At 37.0% G+C, this 17,627-nt stretch carries 17 protein-coding genes; 7 read left to right on the plus strand and 10 right to left on the minus strand.

Features of this window, described 5'->3' with window-relative positions; genetic code table 11:
• Positions 1-109: 109 nt before the first annotated feature.
• Positions 110-1,744, plus strand: coding sequence for an ABC-F family ATP-binding cassette domain-containing protein (locus CXF59_RS04655; RefSeq protein WP_101136583.1), 1,635 nt, complete (start codon positions 110-112; stop codon positions 1,742-1,744).
• An 81-nt stretch (positions 1,745-1,825) separates the two neighbouring features.
• Here the strand turns inward: CXF59_RS04655 and CXF59_RS04660 are convergent, their stop codons facing one another.
• Positions 1,826-2,056: a hypothetical protein gene (locus CXF59_RS04660; protein ID WP_101136585.1), complete on the minus strand. Its 231-nt coding sequence runs from the start codon at positions 2,054-2,056 to the stop codon at positions 1,826-1,828.
• A gap of 716 nt (positions 2,057-2,772) precedes the next feature.
• Between CXF59_RS04660 and CXF59_RS04665 the strand changes: the two genes are divergently transcribed.
• Positions 2,773-4,077 carry a hypothetical protein gene (locus tag CXF59_RS04665; RefSeq protein WP_157824520.1) on the plus strand — a complete coding sequence of 435 codons (1,305 nt, stop codon included), beginning with the start codon at positions 2,773-2,775 and terminating at the stop codon, positions 4,075-4,077.
• Positions 4,078-4,109: 32 nt separating this feature from the next.
• Here the strand turns inward: CXF59_RS04665 and CXF59_RS04670 are convergent, their stop codons facing one another.
• Positions 4,110-4,394 carry a GNAT family N-acetyltransferase gene (locus CXF59_RS04670; protein ID WP_101136766.1) on the minus strand — a complete coding sequence of 95 codons (285 nt, stop codon included), beginning with the start codon at positions 4,392-4,394 and terminating at the stop codon, positions 4,110-4,112.
• A 776-nt stretch (positions 4,395-5,170) separates the two neighbouring features.
• On the opposite strand from CXF59_RS04670, the gene CXF59_RS04675 reads away from it, so the two are divergent.
• Both CXF59_RS04675 and CXF59_RS04680 read left to right on the plus strand, forming a co-directional pair.
• Positions 5,171-5,845, plus strand: a complete 675-nt coding sequence (locus CXF59_RS04675) for an alpha/beta hydrolase (RefSeq protein WP_198554633.1) — start codon at positions 5,171-5,173, stop codon at positions 5,843-5,845.
• 38 nt (positions 5,846-5,883) lie between these two features.
• Complete coding sequence (locus tag CXF59_RS04680) at positions 5,884-6,783, plus strand: lytic transglycosylase domain-containing protein (protein WP_101136588.1); 900 nt, start codon at positions 5,884-5,886, stop codon at positions 6,781-6,783.
• Positions 6,784-7,328: 545 nt separating this feature from the next.
• Here the strand turns inward: CXF59_RS04680 and CXF59_RS04690 are convergent.
• The gene (locus CXF59_RS04690; protein ID WP_101136590.1) at positions 7,329-7,844 is read right to left on the minus strand and encodes a hypothetical protein; all 516 of its coding nucleotides are present in this window, start codon (positions 7,842-7,844) and stop codon (positions 7,329-7,331) included.
• A 164-nt stretch (positions 7,845-8,008) separates the two neighbouring features.
• Between CXF59_RS04690 and rpmH the strand changes: the two genes are divergently transcribed.
• The 3 genes from rpmH to CXF59_RS04705 all read left to right on the plus strand — a co-directional run bounded on the left by rpmH (position 8,009) and on the right by CXF59_RS04705 (position 11,964).
• Positions 8,009-8,170: a 50S ribosomal protein L34 gene (gene rpmH, locus CXF59_RS04695; protein ID WP_074723512.1), complete on the plus strand. Its 162-nt coding sequence runs from the start codon at positions 8,009-8,011 to the stop codon at positions 8,168-8,170.
• A 156-nt stretch (positions 8,171-8,326) separates the two neighbouring features.
• On the plus strand, positions 8,327-11,179 hold the full coding sequence (gene carB, locus CXF59_RS04700; RefSeq protein ID WP_101136592.1) for a carbamoyl-phosphate synthase large subunit: 2,853 nt from the start codon (positions 8,327-8,329) through the stop codon (positions 11,177-11,179).
• A 443-nt stretch (positions 11,180-11,622) separates the two neighbouring features.
• Positions 11,623-11,964, plus strand: a complete 342-nt coding sequence (locus CXF59_RS04705; protein WP_101136594.1) for a hypothetical protein — start codon at positions 11,623-11,625, stop codon at positions 11,962-11,964.
• Between the two features lie 304 nt (positions 11,965-12,268).
• Here the strand turns inward: CXF59_RS04705 and CXF59_RS04715 are convergent, their stop codons facing one another.
• The 7 genes from CXF59_RS04715 to CXF59_RS04745 all read right to left on the minus strand — a co-directional run bounded on the left by CXF59_RS04715 (position 12,269) and on the right by CXF59_RS04745 (position 17,153).
• Positions 12,269-12,577 (minus strand): DUF3784 domain-containing protein, encoded by a 309-nt coding sequence (locus tag CXF59_RS04715; protein ID WP_101136596.1) that lies wholly within the window; start codon positions 12,575-12,577, stop codon positions 12,269-12,271.
• A gap of 155 nt (positions 12,578-12,732) precedes the next feature.
• Positions 12,733-13,062 (minus strand): GNAT family N-acetyltransferase, encoded by a 330-nt coding sequence (locus CXF59_RS04720; RefSeq protein WP_232758650.1) that lies wholly within the window; start codon positions 13,060-13,062, stop codon positions 12,733-12,735.
• A gap of 110 nt (positions 13,063-13,172) precedes the next feature.
• Positions 13,173-14,066, minus strand: a complete 894-nt coding sequence (locus CXF59_RS04725) for a DUF808 domain-containing protein (RefSeq protein WP_101136599.1) — start codon at positions 14,064-14,066, stop codon at positions 13,173-13,175.
• A gap of 3 nt (positions 14,067-14,069) precedes the next feature.
• Positions 14,070-14,963 (minus strand): dienelactone hydrolase family protein, encoded by an 894-nt coding sequence (locus CXF59_RS04730; RefSeq protein ID WP_101136770.1) that lies wholly within the window; start codon positions 14,961-14,963, stop codon positions 14,070-14,072.
• Between the two features lie 37 nt (positions 14,964-15,000).
• Positions 15,001-15,684, minus strand: coding sequence for a nitroreductase family protein (locus tag CXF59_RS04735; RefSeq protein WP_101136601.1), 684 nt, complete (start codon positions 15,682-15,684; stop codon positions 15,001-15,003).
• 139 nt (positions 15,685-15,823) lie between these two features.
• Positions 15,824-16,474, minus strand: a complete 651-nt coding sequence (locus CXF59_RS04740; protein WP_101136603.1) for a dienelactone hydrolase family protein — start codon at positions 16,472-16,474, stop codon at positions 15,824-15,826.
• Between the two features lie 43 nt (positions 16,475-16,517).
• Positions 16,518-17,153, minus strand: coding sequence for a phosphoribosyltransferase (locus CXF59_RS04745; protein WP_101136604.1), 636 nt, complete (start codon positions 17,151-17,153; stop codon positions 16,518-16,520).
• Positions 17,154-17,627: the final 474 nt, after the last annotated feature.

The raw sequence follows: 17,627 nt of genomic DNA on the forward strand, positions 1-17,627 counted from the left end.
GCTTTCATTTTATAGTAAGCAAACTACTTAATTAATCTATCTTTGCATTTTTTAAAACATATCGGTTTTCTAATTAACGAATAGCCGAATCTACAAAAGCAATAATTCAATGATTACAGTTAACGACATTTCAGTACAGTTTGGCGGAACCACTCTTTTTAGCGACGTCTCCTTTGCTATTAATGAAAATGATAAGATTGCCCTTATGGGTAAAAATGGGGCAGGAAAGTCAACGCTTCTTAAAATTATTGCTGGTCAAAGCAAACCATCAACGGGAAATATATCTGCGCCCAAAGAGGCTGTGGTGGCTTATTTGCCTCAGCATTTGTTGGCTACTGATGGAGCTACCGTTATGGAGGAAGCTTCTAAGGCATTTGGCGAAATTTTTGGAATGAAGGCAGATATTGACGAAATCAACGAGCAATTGACGATTCGTACGGATTATGAAAGTGATGCCTATATGAAGTTGATTGAACGCGTTTCTGATTTAAGTGAGAAGTTCTATGCAATTGAAGAAGTAAATTATGAAGCTGAAGTAGAGAAAATATTAATAGGTCTGGGTTTCGTTCGCGAAGACTTTGCAAGACAGACTTCAGAGTTTTCCGGAGGATGGAGAATGCGAATTGAGTTGGCTAAAATCCTTCTGCAAAAACCGGATTTAATTTTATTGGATGAGCCTACCAATCATATGGATATTGAAAGTATTCAATGGTTAGAAGATTTCTTGATTAATTCAGCAAAGGCCGTTGTGGTAATTTCCCACGATAGGGCATTTGTTGATAATATTACGAATCGTACTATAGAAGTTACTATGGGTCGTATCTATGATTATAAAGCCAAGTACTCTCATTATTTAGAGCTGCGTAAAGACAGACGTGTCCATCAGCAAAAAGCATATGATGAACAACAACGTATGATTGCAGACAATCGAACTTTTATTGACCGTTTTAAAGGGACTTTTTCTAAAACTGATGCCGTTCAATCAAGGGTTAAGATGTTAGAGAAGTTGGTTATAGTACAGGTGGATGAAGTAGATAATTCGTCGTTAAAATTAAAATTCCCTGCAGCAGTTCGTTCGGGGCAATACCCAGTAATTGTAAAGGACTTGTCAAAAGCATATGGGGATCATGTAGTTTTCAAGGATGCGAATATTGTTATTGAAAGAGGCGAGAAGGTTGCATTCGTAGGTAAAAACGGAGAAGGGAAGTCGACCATGATTAAAGCCATCATGAAAGAGATCGGCATTGATGCAGGAAGTCTTGAGATAGGTCATAATGCCCAAATTGGTTATTTTGCTCAAAATCAAGCCTCTTTGTTAAATGAGAATGCTACTATTTTTGAAACCATCGATGATATTGCAGTAGGCGACGTCAGAACTAAAATTAAGGACATTTTAGGTGCTTTCATGTTTCACGGAGATGATGTGACCAAAAAAGTAAAAGTCCTTTCAGGAGGAGAGAAAACACGTTTGGCAATGATAAAACTATTGTTGGAGCCGGTTAACTTGTTGATTCTGGATGAGCCTTCCAATCACTTGGATATGAAAACCAAAGACATCATTAAAGATGCGCTACGCGATTTTGACGGGACTTTAATCTTAGTTTCTCACGATAGGGATTTCCTTGACGGATTAGCGATGAAGGTTTTTGAATTCGGAAACAAAAGGGTAGTGGAGCATTTTGAAGATATCACCGGTTTCTTGGCACACAAAAAAATGGAAAGCATGAGCGAGATAGAGAAGTAATATTTAGACAGTATTTCTATAATGCAAAAGGCAGAAGTTGATTCTTATGCCTTTTTTTGTGGGGTTAAATCTCAGATTCTTTCAGATACTCTGTTCCTTTGGCTTTTTGTTGAATTGCTTTGACTCCGTTTGGAATTTGCAAATCGCTACACCGTAACGTTTTGCCATTAAACTTCCGTTGAAAAGATTTCCATAATTATCGAAAGCTGTTTTTCCGTTAAATAGGGGGTAATTGACTTGAGGAATAGTTGCAGTAGGGAGATCTATCGTCAGCTGATTATCAAAACAGGAATAAATAGCAGTTGCATCCACAGTTGGGATATCTTTATTCCAGACGCTTTTTTCCCGTAGATTTAATTTTCCAATTTCAAATTCTTTGTCTTTGATAGAACTTTTTTTTATTCAATTGCTTTTTGCAGAGATATCGAGACGTCTATTTGAGCATAGCCGGCAAATGAAAAAAAAGTAAGAATGGAAAGAGTTAGATATTTTTTCATCTTGATTTTTATTTCGATAGTTTGATAAATTGTTGAGTGAGTCGTTTTTTGTAGTGAATTTATAAATCAATAGACTATAAAGATAGAAGTAGTATTCTGACGGAATCTTGATATTTTATTAGAAGTAGTCAAAAAGCAATGGTTTTGCACTTTATTAAACGTACCTGTTTCATTTAGAAGTAGTATTAGAGAAAGATTTAATTTTGAATATTCACATCAATGAAACTTTTAAAACACCATATTTTTTAGTACACAATAAAATGAATGACAGGGCTGAAATTGAGAAATAGATCTTCAAATCTTTTTCAAGGAATTCAAATTGATAAGGAGGAAACGAAGTGAAAGGCTTACGAATTATTCGAATGTCTTTTTATTGTAATGAGTATAGCTTTTTCCTGGTAGTATAAGCGCTGTTAGTAACGGTTTATTTGTATAAAGAAATGATTGTTAAAATATTGATTATTAGTAAATTATGTTCTTAAATTTTGTATCTTGTTGTTGGATGTAATAGCAATATTAAAATTAGGTATCATGAATAAATTAGTTTTAACTGTACTTTTGTTAATTACAGGTTTTTCAAGTATTTCATTGTTTTCCCAAATTTCAGGTGAAGCGGAGGCCTTAGGTTTGCCTGGAGATAATCTTAATCTTTACGCTGTTTTAAATGTTTTTCAAGATTCAGAAACATTGGAGGAATTTGAAAGAGCAATTAACTCTAGGGCTACGAATATTAATAATTTGGATTTGAACAATGACAGTCAGGTTGATTATATTTCAGTGTTAAGTTATGACCAAGGGCAATTTCATTCTATTGTGTTGCGCGTAGCGGTGAGCAGTTCAGAATACCAGGATGTGGCGGTTATTGAAGTCAGTAAAAATAATTCGGGTAGAGTTATTGTGCAGGTCATTGGAGATGAAGCTTTGTATGGTAGGGATTATATTGTGGAACCTTCATATAGCCGTGCCGAAACGCCAAACCCAGCTTACACAGGGAATAGGACAGTTGTTGTCAGGGACTATAACTATGCAAACACTGTTGTCTATGTTGACAGTTGGCCCCTTGTTGCATATCTCTTCTCACCAGTATTTTCGGTTTATATTTCGCCTTGGCATTGGGGTTATTACCCTATATATTACTTTCCATGGACACCCCTCCGATATTATAATTATTGGGGTATTCATAGTCATTATTACAGGAGTCCGTATTATAGAAGGATAGCCTATGTAAGATATCCTTCCCATCATTCTTATTATCAAAGAAGACGAACTACCTCTCGTATCGTGGAAAGAAACCGAAGAGATGGGCGGTATGGTAGTACTTATGAAGGAAGAGTGTTTAGCAGACCGGCAACTCCAGTTAGCAGACCGTCAAGACGAGAAATACGCAGAGAAAACAGTGCGCCGTCAAGACAGCAAGTCCGGCCTTCAGCAAGACAACAGAACATAGAGTCGACAAGACAACGAGTGCAGCCTTCGACAAGACAGCAGAACATAGAGTCGACAAGACAACGAGTGCAGCCTTCAACAAGACAGCAGAACATAGAGTCGACAAGACAACGTGTTCAGCCGTCAACAAGACGGCAGAACAAACAGCCTACAAGACAGCGCGTTCGGCCGTCAACAAGACAACAACCACCGCGATCAGGCAATCGGACATCAACAAGACAGCAGAAGAGAAAGTCAATAAAGTCTCAAACTAGAGAGTCCAATAGACAACAGGCGCGGGCTACACGATCTGCAACGAGACAAACTAATCGTCAAATAAGGCAATCAGCTCGGGAAGTCAGAAGGTCTAATCGTTCTGAAATACAAAAGGTCGTTGATAAAAATTTATAGTGGGTTTCTTTTTTAAGCCCCCCTTTCTTTTTTTAAAATCTAATTCCTGGGGGAAGCAGTTCTTTGTAAATGGGGTTTTTTTTAAAAAACACCACTATTTTTGGAAGTATTGGGACTACTTTTAATTTTCTTTCAATAGCAATTGCCATTATTTCCGAGAGGAACTGAGAAACAAATTCTTCGTTGTCGAATTGATCTGGGGTATTTATTTTTGTCAAAAATATTTTTCTTTCCTGAAAAGAATATTCAACTGAAACAACCCCCTGTTCTACTGTGGTTTCAAATTGCCTTGCGAAAGTATTGTCTTTGATTTCCATGATGATACTAGATTGTTCCATATTGTTTATTTAGGTATTTATTAGCGGAGTATTATTTTGCCAAGTTTAATTCTTGGGGATTCATTGGTATTTTAACCAATAGTGTTTTAGATTTAGTTCTGGTTTTATTTCAAATTAAGAAAATCAACGATCTTCATATTGTCTGTCCTGATAAATTTGGTTGTGTAATACTAATCCATTTAACTAAGAAGATAGATAAACGTCTTTCTGAGATAAGCGTATACGATCTGCTGTGGTTGTTTTGTTTTCTAAAATTTGTAGATAAATATAGTTTCATCAATGAACCTATATTGTATTTAGTGCATTTTTTTGGTGAGGCAACCTTTACAAAGGTACCCATTTGCTTCTCGGTATCAAATCATTTTAACGTCTATGTTGGGGGTAAGTTCCTATTGGTCAGTAATAATAAGTGTTTAGGGGGTTTTTGTACGTTAATTTTTGTACACTTTAATTTCATACTGTTCCGCTGTTGTTCCTGTATATGCTTTCCGTTTTTGGCGCTTTATAACGGCGTGTAGTTTCGATTTTTCAACCCGCATTCGATGGGAACGGCAATAACGTCTAAAGGGAAAGGATTAGTTGATAGGTTATACTAAATCTACCTTGCCTTCAGTCTTAGATTTGTAAAGTGTGGCAGTCATAATTTAATGCTAATATAAAGGTAGATTCGGAGTTGGTTTCAATAAAAAAATTAATTTTATAGGAAATTTATAATAATTAGACGGCAATTTGTTGTAAAATCAGGAAATACGATTATGAGTAAAATACCAGTTTATTTTATGCCGGGACTAGCGGCTAGTGCCTCAATTTTTGAGCGAATACAACTTCCTGAAGCTGATTGTGAAATACATCTTTTAGAATGGGAGATTCCGCTGGCTAAGGAGTCTTTGGACGATTATGCCAAGAGAATTGCAAAAAAAATTAAACGTGAAAACCCAGTTTTAGTCGGAGTTTCGTTTGGCGGTATTCTGGTTCAGGAAATGGCAAAACATATCAATGTCAGAAAAGTAATCATTATCTCGAGTGTAAAAAGTAATTTGGAGTTTCCCCGAAGGATGAAAATCGCCAAGACCACTAAGGCTTACAAACTGATTCCGATGAGTTTGATATTAAATTTGGAGAATTTAGCTAAGTTTTCCTTTGGAGCAAAGATTACTCATAGATTAAAATTATATAAAAAATTCCTGTCGGTTCGTGATATCGGTTATTTGGAATGGGCAGTAGAAAAAGTGATTCTATGGGAGAGAACGGTCGCTGACGAAAGCGTAATACATATTCATGGTGACATGGATGATGTTTTTCCAATCAAGTACATTAAAGAGTGTACTGTAGTAAAGGGCGGGAGTCATATCATGATTTTGAATAAATACAGGTGGTTTAATGCTAATTTGGCTGCGGTTATTTTAGACACAAAGGTAAGTGTGGACTGATTGTAGCTGCCTGATATAAATGCCTAAAACAAGAAAAAATGAAAAGAATAGAAAGAATAAGCGTCGTTCTTACCATAGTTTTTGCAAGTGGTTTGTTGATTTTTGCGACTACTTCTGAATCCAAAAATAAAACAGATAAAGAAAAAGTATACGTATCAAGTTATTTTCCGGTCACTGCTAATTTTGCTGGAGAAGCAACGCCGCTGAAAATTGCGGATGTCAAAGAACGCTTGGACCGGGAATTGATCGTGAACATAAATCTTCATGCGTCCACCATTTTAGCAATAAAACGAGCGAACCGGGCTTTCCCTGTAATTGAACCTATTCTTAAAAAGAACGGAATTCCGGATGACTTTAAGTATCTGGCAGTTATAGAAAGCGGTTTGGTCAATGCTGTATCCAGCGCCGGTGCGAGAGGTGTATGGCAATTCATGCCTGAAACAGCCAAGGAAAGAGGGATGGAAGTGAATGATATTGTCGATGAACGCTACAATTTAGAAAAATCGACAGAGGGAGCCTGTAGCTATCTGTTGCGAGCCAAAGAAAAATTTGGAACTTGGACTTTAGCTGCCGCCTCTTATAATGGCGGAATGGGAGGTGTAAACAAGCAAATGGATATCCAGAAAGAATCCAATTACTATGATTTGCTTCTTACCGAAGAAACGTCCCGTTACGTATTCCGAATTTTGGCGCTAAAAGAAATTATGAGGAACCCTGAAAAATATGGATTCTCTTTAGTAAATGAAGAATTGTATACGATATTACCGACCAGAAAAATCGAGGTGGACAGTACTATTACTGATTTAGCGGACTTCGCGAAAGCACAGGGGATAAACTATAAGATTTTGAAAATTCACAATCCTTGGCTTAGAGATAGAAAATTAGAAAATCCAACCAATAAAAAATATACGATTGAAATTCCATTAAGTGGATATTAATCTAAACTGACATGAAAATAACGATTCAAACTATAATTTTGTTAATGTCTATTGGCTTACTGCGGGTGTTTTGAGCGGATTGATTGGAAGAGGTGGAGGAATAATAATAGTTTCGTTTTGGTTATTGATGGGGTTTGCACAAACACAGGTCCAAGATATAAGTTTAGCGGCCTTATTGTCGCCCGTTACGTTGCTGTTATTAAGTAGCACAAAGCAGGGTTTATAGGTTGGCGCTTTGCAATCATAATTTCATTGGTATTTGTGGTAGGCGTTTATTTTGGGAGTAAAATGGTCATTCATGTTTATCAAAATACATTGAAGAAAGTTTTTGCGTTTAGGTTGTTAGTTCTTGGGGGATTCCTTCTCTATGAAAAATGATGAAAGTAAAAAGCGCTTGAGAATCTCTTCTGTTTAAACTACAAAAAAATGCAGCTTCGCAATTACTATTTTTAAATAGACCTGCAAAGCTGCGCTTTCTTATTGTTTTTTAGTTCCTAAGGGAATAAAAGTAAAAAAGGCAAATGATGTCATTTGCCTTTTTTAAATTATATCTTTTTCATTTGACCTTTCATCATGGTGATCTGTTCTTTCAACATACCTTGTTTGTCTAGTCTTTTTGCTTCGTTTAGAAGGTTAGTTGCCTCTAGCTTTCTTCTTCTTGACATTGCAACTCCGGCAAGATTCAATTTGGCTACAGCCAAATCCATATCCATAGACAAGCCTAATTCGATTGCCTTCTTGAAATATTTCTCTGCCTGATTGATGTTAGTTTGCGAAAGCATGATTCCGTGCAGGTAATTGAAGTACCCTTGTTGTTTTCTTACTAAGGCAGTTTCCGGATTTTTAATGAATACCAGCCATTTTTTGGCACCTTCAAAATCCTGTTTTCTTAGTTTTAAGAACGCTAATAAGATGAATTCATTTTTGAAGTAAAGGAAAATTGGAATTGCAGTCAATAATATAAGGAAAATCCCATTGCCAATATTGTTTTCAGTAAATTGCCAAATGCCAGTAATTACCAGAAGTCCGGCGATAATAAGTTTAATATTCTTGTGAAACATAGTATGATTGTTTTATGAACGCAAATATAGTAAAATGAATTGAAAATATTTTTACAAAACTACTTGTGAGAAAAAAAAGTCTTTGTATATTTGCACTCGGTTTTAGGGTAACAGATATTCAAAAACGGGAAGACATATAAATAAGATTTTAAAGATACAAAGCAATGAGCAAAAGAACGTTTCAACCATCGAAAAGAAAAAGAAGAAATAAGCACGGATTCATGGACAGAATGGAGACTCCGAATGGAAGAAAAGTTCTTGCTAGAAGAAGAGCTAAAGGAAGACATAAATTGACTGTTTCTTGCGAACCAAGACACAAAAAATAATGTTTGTATAAACATAAATAAGGCGTTACTTTTTTTAGTATCGCCTTTTTTTATACCTATTCGTTAAAATATAATTAAGGTTCAGGTTTAAGGTCTTTAAGTTCAGTAACTTTAGCCTTTCTAAAAACAACTACACAACACACTAACTTCAATACAATGCCAAAAGATACTTCCATAAAATCAGTCTTAATTATAGGTTCAGGTCCTATTGTTATTGGTCAAGCATGTGAATTTGATTATGCGGGATCACAATCTGCTCGTTCTATCCGTGAGGAAGGAATTGAGGTTATTCTTATCAATTCAAATCCGGCAACAATTATGACCGACCCATCCATGGCCGATCATATTTATTTGAAACCCCTAACGACTAAGTCGATAATTGAAATTTTAAAAGCGCATCCTCAAATCGATTCTGTTTTACCTACCATGGGCGGACAAACGGCTTTGAATTTGTGTTTAGAAGCAGACGAAAAAGGAATTTGGCAAGATTTCGGAGTAAGAATGATAGGTGTTGATGTAAATGCTATCAATATTACGGAGAACAGAGAGGAATTTAAACAATTGCTAAAAAAGATAAATGTACCCTCTGCACCTGCGGAAATATGTACTTCTTACCTTAGGGGAAAAGAAATTGCACAGGAATTTGGTTTCCCGCTGGTAATCCGTCCCTCGTTTACCTTAGGTGGAACCGGAGCGGCTATTGTTTATAAAAAAGAAGATTTTGACACTCTCTTAACCAGAGGTTTAGAAGCGTCGCCTATTCATGAAGTTTTGATTGACAAAGCGTTAATGGGTTGGAAAGAATACGAATTGGAACTTTTGAGAGATAAGAATGACAATGTTGTCATCATCTGTTCCATCGAAAACATGGACCCAATGGGTATTCATACAGGGGATTCCATTACGGTGGCGCCAGCGATGACTTTATCGGATACCACGTTTCAAAGAATGCGTGATTATGCAATCTTGATGATGCGCAGCATCGGAAACTTTGCCGGAGGTTGTAACGTGCAGTTTGCCGTTTCACCGGACGAAAAAGAAGACATTGTAGCGATTGAAATCAATCCTCGTGTGTCTCGTTCTTCTGCATTGGCGTCTAAAGCGACGGGTTATCCAATTGCAAAGATCGCTACAAAACTAGCTTTAGGATACAACTTGGATGAATTGCAGAACCAAATTACAAAATCGACTTCAGCTTTGTTCGAGCCAACTTTGGATTATGTAATTGTCAAAATTCCACGTTGGAACTTTGACAAATTTGAAGGTGCCGACAGAACGTTAGGACTTCAAATGAAATCAGTAGGTGAAGTGATGGGAATTGGACGTTCGTTCCAGGAAGCCCTTCATAAAGCGACTCAATCATTAGAAATAAAAAGAAATGGTCTGGGTGCTGACGGAAAAGGATATACAAACTACGAACAAATTATAGAGAAATTGACTTTTGCGAGTTGGGATCGTGTTTTTGTGATTTATGATGCTATTGCAATGGGAATTCCATTAAGCCGTATACATGAAATCACTAAAATCGATATGTGGTTCTTGAAACAATATGAAGAGCTTTATGCTTTAGAGAAAGAAATCTCTACTTATAAAGTGGAGGATTTACCAAGAGAGCTTTTGCTTGAAGCGAAACAAAAAGGATTTGCCGACAGACAAATTGCACACATGGTGCGTTGTTTAGAAAGTCAGGTGCATACTTTGCGTATTGATATGAACATCAATCGTGTATTCAAATTAGTAGATACTTGTGCGGCGGAATTCAAAGCCAAAACGCCTTATTACTATTCGACTTTTGAAGCCGAAATTGAAAAAGCAGACGGAACACGTTACGTCGACAATGAAAGTGTTGTTACCGATAAAAAGAAGATAATCGTTCTTGGCTCTGGCCCAAATAGGATTGGACAAGGAATTGAATTTGATTATTCATGTGTTCATGGAGTACTTGCAGCGCAAGAGTGCGGTTATGAGACTATCATGATCAACTGTAATCCTGAAACGGTTTCTACTGATTTTGATACAGCTGATAAATTGTATTTTGAACCCGTTTTCTGGGAACACATCTACGATATTATCAAACATGAAAAGCCAGAAGGTGTAATTGTGCAATTAGGTGGACAAACTGCCTTAAAATTGGCAGAGAAGCTTTCTAAATACGGTATAAAAATTATTGGAACTAGCTTTGATGCTTTGGATTTAGCCGAAGACAGAGGGCGTTTCTCCGAATTGCTAACTGACTTAAAAATTCCTTTTCCACAGTTCGGAATTGCTGAAACTGCTGATGAAGCTTCAGCTTTAGCTGATACTTTAGATTTTCCTTTATTGATTCGTCCTTCTTATGTATTGGGTGGTCAGGGAATGAAGATTGTAATCAACAAGCAAGAACTAGAGGAGCATGTTGTAAATTTATTAAAAACAATTCCTGGAAATAAATTACTTTTAGATCACTATCTTGATGGTGCGATAGAAGCAGAAGCAGATGCAATTTGCGACGGAGAAAATGTGTATATCATAGGAATTATGGAACACATCGAGCCATGTGGAGTGCACTCTGGAGACAGTAATGCAACTTTGCCTCCTTTTAATTTAGGAGAACTAGTAATGCAACAAATAAAAGATCATACTAAGAAAATCGCACTGGGTTTAAGGACTGTTGGTTTAATCAATGTTCAGTTTGCTATAAAAGATGAGATCGTTTATATTATTGAAGCGAATCCTAGAGCTTCTAGAACAGTTCCATTTATAGCAAAAGCATACGGAGAACCTTATGTGAATTATGCAACGAAAGTAATGTTAGGTCACAATAAAGTAACCGACTTTAAATTTAACCCGCAATTAAAAGGATACGCGATAAAGCAGCCTGTTTTTTCTTTCAGTAAGTTTCATAATGTAAACAAAGCACTAGGACCAGAAATGAAATCAACAGGGGAAAGTATCTTGTTTATTGACGACCTGAAAGACGATCAATTCTATGAATTGTACTCTAGACGTAAAATGTATTTGAGCAAGTAAGCTTGAATTGAATATATTGAAAAAGCCCCTTGATTGGGGCTTTTTTTGTGGGATAAATTTATTTTTTAGGTGTGTACGAGTGGAACAATTGTAGAAGTGGGGGAGTCCTGTATTTTATTATTCAAAAACTACTTTATTGATGCCGGGTAATTGCAATGAGTTAACTTCTATTTCCGGACGACAATTACACATGGTTATTGAAATACCAGCTGACCCTTCGATGGTAGTAATATAAGCAGTATTTCCTGCTACTTTTATGGTGGTTTACTCCATAATTCTATTGCACTTTCCAGAAGTAACAGTCATTACTGTGGCTTTTGCTAATCTATTTAGGGTCATTTTGTCTACGACTGTGTTTGTTGTTACTTTAGGAGTAATGGTCTTTCTGTATCCGTCGCTGTCGCTAACAGCTCCATTGCAATAGTCTAGAGTGTCTTCATTTGATGATAGATACGTTAGATAAGTTTCAAGTTTTGCAGGGAGGGACTGGGTTGGTTCTTGGTTTTGCTTCGTTACTTCTGGATTACTATCTTGGCTATTCTCTGGTAAAAGACGGGTTTGCTGTTTACACTTATGTAACGGCTGCGATAAACAAAGCTATTAAAATTATTTTTTTCATGGATTTAGTAATGACTGGTATAAATAAAATGGATGTTTTACAACATCCCTTGGGTAGAAGAGCTTTCGAGAATAAGTATTTAGCTATAGCTATAGCTGTGGTGTCTTTATTTAGTAGTGTTAAGTTCTTTTTTTTAGTGCTCTTTCAACTCGAAAGATTAAAATAAGAACCATCGTAATCATTAAACCTAAACCCAGAAACATTGCTATTTTTCCGCTAGGATAATACAAGTAACCTGCTAGTCCACTTAAAGTTAATATTCCTCCGAGTTTCATCATCTCAATTGAAGCATGCTTTTGTGCAAAGTCCTATTTTGCTATATTTTTCATAGAGCTATTCGTTCTGTAGCCATATAGCGAGTTTATCTTTTTTGGAGGAAACTTCAACAGTACCAGACCTGCAATCATAAATAGTGGTCCAGATGTTATTGGTATTAAAAACAAAGGGTTTTCAAATATACTGGTCATAAGTCATTCTTTAATTTTGTATTTTTTTGAATTTGATTTAATCAACAAATAAGGAACTCCAATAAGCATTGAACTCCAAAAAGTATACTGTTCAATTTTTGGATCTTCAAACCATTTTGCTGCAAAAAATCCAAGAATAATTAGCAAAGCCATACCAAACATTGCATTTCTAAAGACTGATGCTATTGCTTTAATATTATATTTTTCCTGTTCTTCTTTCGGCATGGTGTTGTAGCCTGCTATCAGGAAATACATTTTTCCGTATTTTATTAAAATCCCAAGTATTATAAATACTATAGCAACTACAATCATTTTCTATTCTGTTTTTTTTCTAAGGCATTACGACTTGTAGGTATTTACTAATCAACAGCTTCTGTTTCTTTGGGTAAATATATATCATTTTAGCTACAGATATTTAGAAGAGCTGTAATTTAAGTTGCTTTACTAGTATTGCATTATAATAGCTCTCAATCTACAACTTGAATTCTCATGTGTTCATGAGGAATACCTACTTCCACAAAAGGTTCGCCATAGATTTCGAACCCTAAATTCAAATAAAAGGGAACGGCATTATCTCGAGCATGAGAAACCACTTCTTTAATTCCGTTAGCGTTACAAAAAAACAGCAATTCCTTCACTAATAATTTTCCGATGCCTTTTCCTTGTTGGTTCGTTTCCACCGCCATTTGCATGAGTTGGGTTTTGGTTTTTTCAGGGTTTAGCGGATTTAATACCACACAGCCCATGACAGCATCATTCTCAACCGCCACAAAATGCCAGGCCTTTTGATCGTGCATTTCCCAAGCATGGTCTGGAATGCCAATGGGGCGTAATAAAATACGGTTTCTTAGATCGGTTTCTAATTGATAAAGAGGATTGGAGGTTTCAATGCGCTGTATAGTAATCATTAATTTGTAGTATCTAAATTTTTAACGGTGTCGTTTTTCTTGCCAAATATTTTTTTATATCCTTTTACAAGTACTAATGCTATGATTCCACCAACAAGTCCAGCGAGGTACTCTCCAACTATCGAAGGCAGGTTTTGTAGTAAATGATGCACCGGTTCAATTTTATGCATGAATATTCCTCCTGCAACTAAAATCAATGCAATGGTTCCTATAAAGGCGAGGCTTTTAATGACTATGGGTAGCAATTGGATCAACTGCTTGCCAATAAATTTAGAGGTTTTACTTCTATTAGCAGTTAGTAGCATTCCTAAATCATCCATTCGTACGATAGCAGCGACAATTCCATAGACTCCTACGGTGGCTAAAAAGGCGATAAATGTGACCACAATAACTTGGGTCGTGATTGGTTTCCCTTCTACGCTACCTAAGGCTATAATTACAATTTCTACTGATAATATAAAATCAGTTAGTATGGCTGCTTTTATTTTTCCTTTTTCGAGAGCTAATACTTCCTCTTTGCTCGGGATTATGGTGTCAATTTTAGTGACCTCATGTTCATGGGGAACTATGTATTCGTATATTTTTTCAGCACCTTCGAAAGCAAGATAAATAGCGCCTAATATAAGTACGACTGTGATTAACCAGGGTACAAAATAACTTAATACAAAAGCGAGCGGTAGGATTATCAATTTGTTTAAAAAAGATCCTTTTGTTATCGCCCACAAGACAGGAATTTCTCTGGAGGAAACAAATCCCGATGCTTTTTCAGCATTAACAGCTAAGTCATCCCCTAATATTCCTGCTGTTTTTTTAGTAGCTATTTTACTCATCACCACAACGTCATCCATAAGTGCTGCGATATCGTCCAGCAGTGCAAAAATTCCTGATGCCATAATCTATTTTATGTTTAGTTTTTCTTTAAAAAATTCAATTGTACGGGTCCATGACACTGTAGCTGCAGCTTCATCATATCTGGGCGTGGTGTTGTTGTGAAAGCCATGATTGACTCCTAGATATGTATATGCGGTATTTTCTACTTTATTCGTTTTGAGAATGGTTTCATAGGCAGGCCAACCTTCATTTACTCGGCTGTCTAAACCTGCGTAGTGCAGCAGGAGTGGTGTTGTTATTTGTGCGGCTCCTTCGGCAGTGGGCTGTCCACCATAATACGGTACAGCTGCCGCTAAAGTTGGAACTTTCACCGCCATCATATTGGTAATCCAACCTCCAAAACAAAATCCTACAACACCCACTTGACCATTACAATTTTTATGCGACCTTAGATAGTCGTAGGCAGCAATGAAGTCTTCGAGCATTTCTTCGCGAGTCCGTTTTTTTTGTAACTCTCTTCCATCGTCGTCATTGCCAGGATAACCACCTAATGGAGATAATGCATCCGGTGCTAAAGTGATGAACCCTTCTACTGCAGCTCTCCGGCCTACATCTTCGATATAAGGATTCAGTCCGCGATTTTCGTGTACTACAATTATTCCGGGTAGTTTCTTTTTCGTCCCCGTTGGCTGAGATAAAAGCGCCTTGATTTTTCCTCCGCCTTTAGAGGATTCGTAAGTGATGTATTCTGATTTTAACCGTGGATCTCCGGGTTTGATCAATATGGAATCCAGGTAATTGGGCGTCATAAAACTTAGTAAAGAAGGAACAGTAAGAGCTCCTACAGCAAACAAGGATAATTTTTCAACGAACCTTCTTCTGTCAATTTTGTTATGTGCGTAGTCGTCATATAGGTCAAATACTTCTTGACTGATATCTTCTTTGGTCAATTTTTTCATGGTCATAGCTTTTGTTAAAGGTAATCTTTTGTTCGAATCAATAGAAAACACAAATATCTTCGAGTCTTTTTCTTTTTATGTCCGGAACCCAGCATTCTTCAGCGGGATAACCCACGGGAATTAACAGAAAAGGTTTCTCATTTTCAGGCCGGCTTAGGGTTTTGGTTAGGAAGTTCATCGGGCTGGGGGTATGGGTTAAGGAAACCAAACCCGCCTGATGTATCGCTGCCAATAAAAATCCAGCTGCTATGCCCACACTTTCCTGCACGTAATAGTTGTTTTTCTTTTTGCCTTCAGCGTCAAATTCATATATGCGCCTAAAAACGATGATGAGGTAGGGAGCGGTTTCCAGAAAAGGTTTGCGCCAATCCGTGCCCAAAGGTTTTAGATCTTCCAGCCAATCACTCGACATGCGAGATTCGTAGCTTTCTAGTTCTTCCTCTTCGGCAGCGATTCGTATTTGTTTTTTTATTGCGGGATTTTCGACCACGCAAAAAGTCCAAGGCTGCTTGTGCGCACCGGAAGGGGCGGTAGAAGCCGTTTTTATAAGGTTTTCAATCACTTTTCTGGGAACTGGTCTATCTGAAAATTCCCTTACCGAACGTCTGCTGTCCATGGCTTCAAAAAAAGAGAAGGAACGTTCGAGCATTTCTTCATCGGAAAGAATGGGTTTGCTGTAGCGGATATACGGATGGTCTTCAATTATTTTTTTATCGGGCATTTTGATCTTTTTTTATTCCTAATGTCAAATATAAAAAAAAATATGAGTCTAAAGAATAGATTTACTGCTCAAGTAGCACTTTCTACTGGCAACAAAAAAAATCCCTCAATTGGGATTTTGGTAGTGCTGTGGTTAGAATTTAATGATACTCCTTTTTATTGACCAGGTGCTTTTTATACCAGGTAATTGCAAAATCAGCCACTTCCGACAGTTTTCCTGGCTCTTCAAACAGATGGCTTGCTCCGGTAATAATTTTCATTTCTTTTATGCAATGCAATTCGTCATAAGCGGTTTTATTCATTTCGATTACGAGCATATCCATGCCACCCACAATTAATAATGTTGGAGCCGTCACCTGATGCAAGGCACTCAATGCCAAGTCAGGTCTGCCGCCACGAGAGACTACCGCTTTTATGGTGTCACCAAAATAGGCAGCTGCTCGCAACGCCGAAGCCGCTCCCGTACTGGATCCAAAATAGCCGATGGGCAAATCTTTCACTTCATTGTAACTCATGAGCCATTCCGTGGTTTCAATCAATCGGCTGACCAACAGGTCGATATTAAATCTGTTTTCGTAAACACTTTCTTCCTCCACCGTAAGCAAGTCAAACAATAAAGTGCCTATTTTTTGTTTTTGAATTAGTTCTGCCACCGTTCTATTTCTGGTGCTAAATCGGCTGCTGCCACTCCCATGGGAGAAAACAACAATTGCTGTCGCGTCTTCGGGAATTATTAAATTTCCTTTTAGTGTTACATACGTTAAGGGGATGTCTATTTCTACTTGTTTCATAATTTCCGTTTTTTGAATAATTGATGGGTATAGTGAATGGCATTTATGCAAGCGGATGTGTAACTTCCAGCATCTGGATTACTTCGTCGTCTTTTACCTGTTGAAAATCTTCGTAAAATCTACCTACGCCCCTGAAATGTTTTGAGGCGATCAAATAGACGAATTCATCAGTTTGTTTTTCAAATATGGGTAGAGTATCGTAGGGCAAGACCGGAACGGCGACAATAATTTTAGCGGGATGCTGCTTTCGCAATATTTCTATACTTGCTAACAGGGTGTTTCCTGTCGCTATTCCGTCATCTACGAGAATGACATTTTTATCCTTAAGGACTATGGGGTCTCTATCGCCTCTATAGAGTTTGTGTTTTTCCCGCAGCAGACTTCGCAGTCGGACAATTTCTTTTTCTACGTATTCCTTTGGGACATCAGGATGGTCGTCTAGAATGGTAGAATCCATCGAAACGGCGCCAATAGCAAATTCTTTATTGAAAGGATGTCCGATTTTTTTGGAAAGAACAATTTCTAAAGGAAGTTGTAGGTTTTTGGCAATTTCATAACCAAGGGGCACGCCTCCTCTAGGTACGGACAAAACAACCGAATTGCTATTTTTGTACTTTTTTAATTTTTCCGAAAGCAAAATTGCAGCTTCGATTCGGTCTTTAAAGATCTCGTTATACATGACATTAATTTTAGCAAAAAAGAATAGGTTTATACATAAAGTTACTGATTTATAATTAGTTATATAACATAAGGTAAAAATTTATTTGGTTTGTAAAATTTACTAAGCGGCCTGTTGTGATAATCCCATGGAACTACTATTCAGTTTCAGGAACCAATAGGGGGGTTAATCTGCCAAAATAGACTTGCAGGTATTTTCTAGATTGAAGGAGTTATTGCCGTACTAAAAAAACAAACAAAAAGAGAGGGTATTGCAGTTTTGGCTCGTGATGAATCAAAGTGGGGGCAAAAGCATTCTTTTGCACGTGTACTGTATTTGTTCAGTGGCTATAAATCAATTGGATATCAAAGTTATTTATAATACAAAAGGACTAATGATGAATGCGATTCGTTTTTAATGGTGTTTTGAAATTGAATTAATTAGGAATCACTATCACTGTTTATGGCAGTCGTTTTCTCTCGGAACAATTTTCTT

Source organism: Flavobacterium sp. ALD4, assembly GCF_002836475.1.
Lineage (GTDB): Bacteria > Bacteroidota > Bacteroidia > Flavobacteriales > Flavobacteriaceae > Flavobacterium.